This window comes from Kribbella sancticallisti (assembly GCF_039530625.1).
Taxonomy (GTDB): Bacteria; Actinomycetota; Actinomycetes; order Propionibacteriales; family Kribbellaceae; genus Kribbella; species Kribbella sancticallisti.
On sequence record NZ_BAAAOS010000079.1, the window covers coordinates 1 to 1,615 of the forward strand.

The 1,615-nt window shown below is 70.0% G+C and carries 1 protein-coding gene; it reads left to right on the forward strand.

What is annotated here, in order from left to right:
* The first annotated feature begins 182 nt into the window (after positions 1-182).
* A complete protein-coding gene (locus ABD255_RS43435) occupies positions 183-1,421 on the forward strand; it encodes an IS110 family RNA-guided transposase (RefSeq protein WP_344222741.1) in 1,239 nt (412 codons plus the stop codon).
* The last annotated feature ends 194 nt before the right edge of the window (positions 1,422-1,615 follow it).

Below are 1,615 nucleotides of genomic sequence, written 5' to 3' on the forward strand. Positions count from 1 at the left end.
GTGGGAGGTGTCAATGTGGAGCACGCGCAGCGCAGCGAGCATGTACGACGTTGACTTCGACGAGCGCAGGCTGATGCTGGGCCGTCGAGGGATGGCCCCTTCGCAGTACCGGGTGTGCCGCGTGCTCTTTGCGGTGAGTCGGTTCGGCGGGGTTCACAGTGTGAGCTGAGGAGGGCCGTTCGGTGTCGCTACTTCAGGTGGCTCTTGAACCTTCGACGTTGGTGGTGGCAGTCGATCCGGGCAAGGTGATGAACCGGGTCTGGGTCAGTGATGGGTCCGGGTTGCTGGTCGACCCGGTGTCGTTGCCGGTGTCTCGTGATGGCATCGCAAGCCTGGAGGAGATGATCGGTTGTCTGGCGTGCGACCGGCCGTCGATGGTGATCGCGATCGAGGCGACGGGAAGCCTGCATCGTGCCTGGGCCGGCGAACTGGAACGTCGTCATCCGGGCGGGGTCCGCATGTTCGCGCCGTCGGAGACCAAGGCGGCCCGGATCCAGCTGGGGTCGGGGCGGTTCAAGTCCGATGACCGGGACTGCGCGGCCCTGACCTATCTGGCTCGCCAAGGCGCGGGGCGGCTGGTGCTGGAGGAACGAGGCGTGGAGACGCTGCGGGCCGCGGTGCGGCACCGCCGGAGTCTGGTCGCCGACCGCAAGGTGATGCAGCAACGCCTGCACGACCAGCTCAACGCCTTGTGTCCGGGCCTGTCCGCGCCCGCGGGCCATGGACGCGGGCTTGCGATCGAGCAGCCGTCCGGGCAGGCGGTGCTGGCCTGCGCCGTCGCCTTCGCCGGCCGTGCCCCGACGGTGCGGTCGCTGCAGGCCCGCGCACCGGGACGCTTCGCCACAGCCGACGCCCGCTACTGGGCCGACCGGTGGCGAGCTTGCCTGCCACCCCCGCACGACGCCGAACCACGAGCAGCACGGCTGGCTGGTGACCTGGCCCGCTACCGCGCCCTGCGCGACGACATCACCGTGCTCGAGGACGACATCGCAGGCCTGCTCGCACCCACCGACGGACAGATCCTGACCACCCTGCCCGGCGTCGCCGTCGTGCGTGCCGCCGCGTTCGCCGCGCACAGCCTGCCCATCGACCGGTTCCCCGACGCCGACCACCTGTACTCCGCCACCGGCCTCGCACCTGCGCTCTATCAGTCCGCGACCCTGCACCGACGCGGACGGATCTCCCGCCAAGGACTGGCCGAACACCGCGACGCCCTGATGGGCATCGCCTGGGGACTGTCGCTGTTCTCGCCCTCGTTCACCCAACGCGACCGCGACTACCGCGCCCGCGGCATGGCCCCCATCCAGGCCCGCGTCGCACTCGCCCGGCACGCCTGCCGCCTGGCCTACCGGCTCCTCAAGACCCAACAACCCTTCGACGAAGAGGCGTATCGTCAAGGAAGGCACAGCCGCGGACGGTGACGGCCAGTCAGCTATGCCGCACGACGGCGCAACCTAGCTTGCCGCCCGCCCGCGACTGGGCCGCTTCATACACGGCGCACACGAAAGCCTGCGGCACCGACCGCGCCTGATCAGCCTGCCGGTCCCAGCGGCCCACACCGCGCCTTCCCCCACACACGCATCCTCGTCACGAACCACGCCGAACGTTCACCACA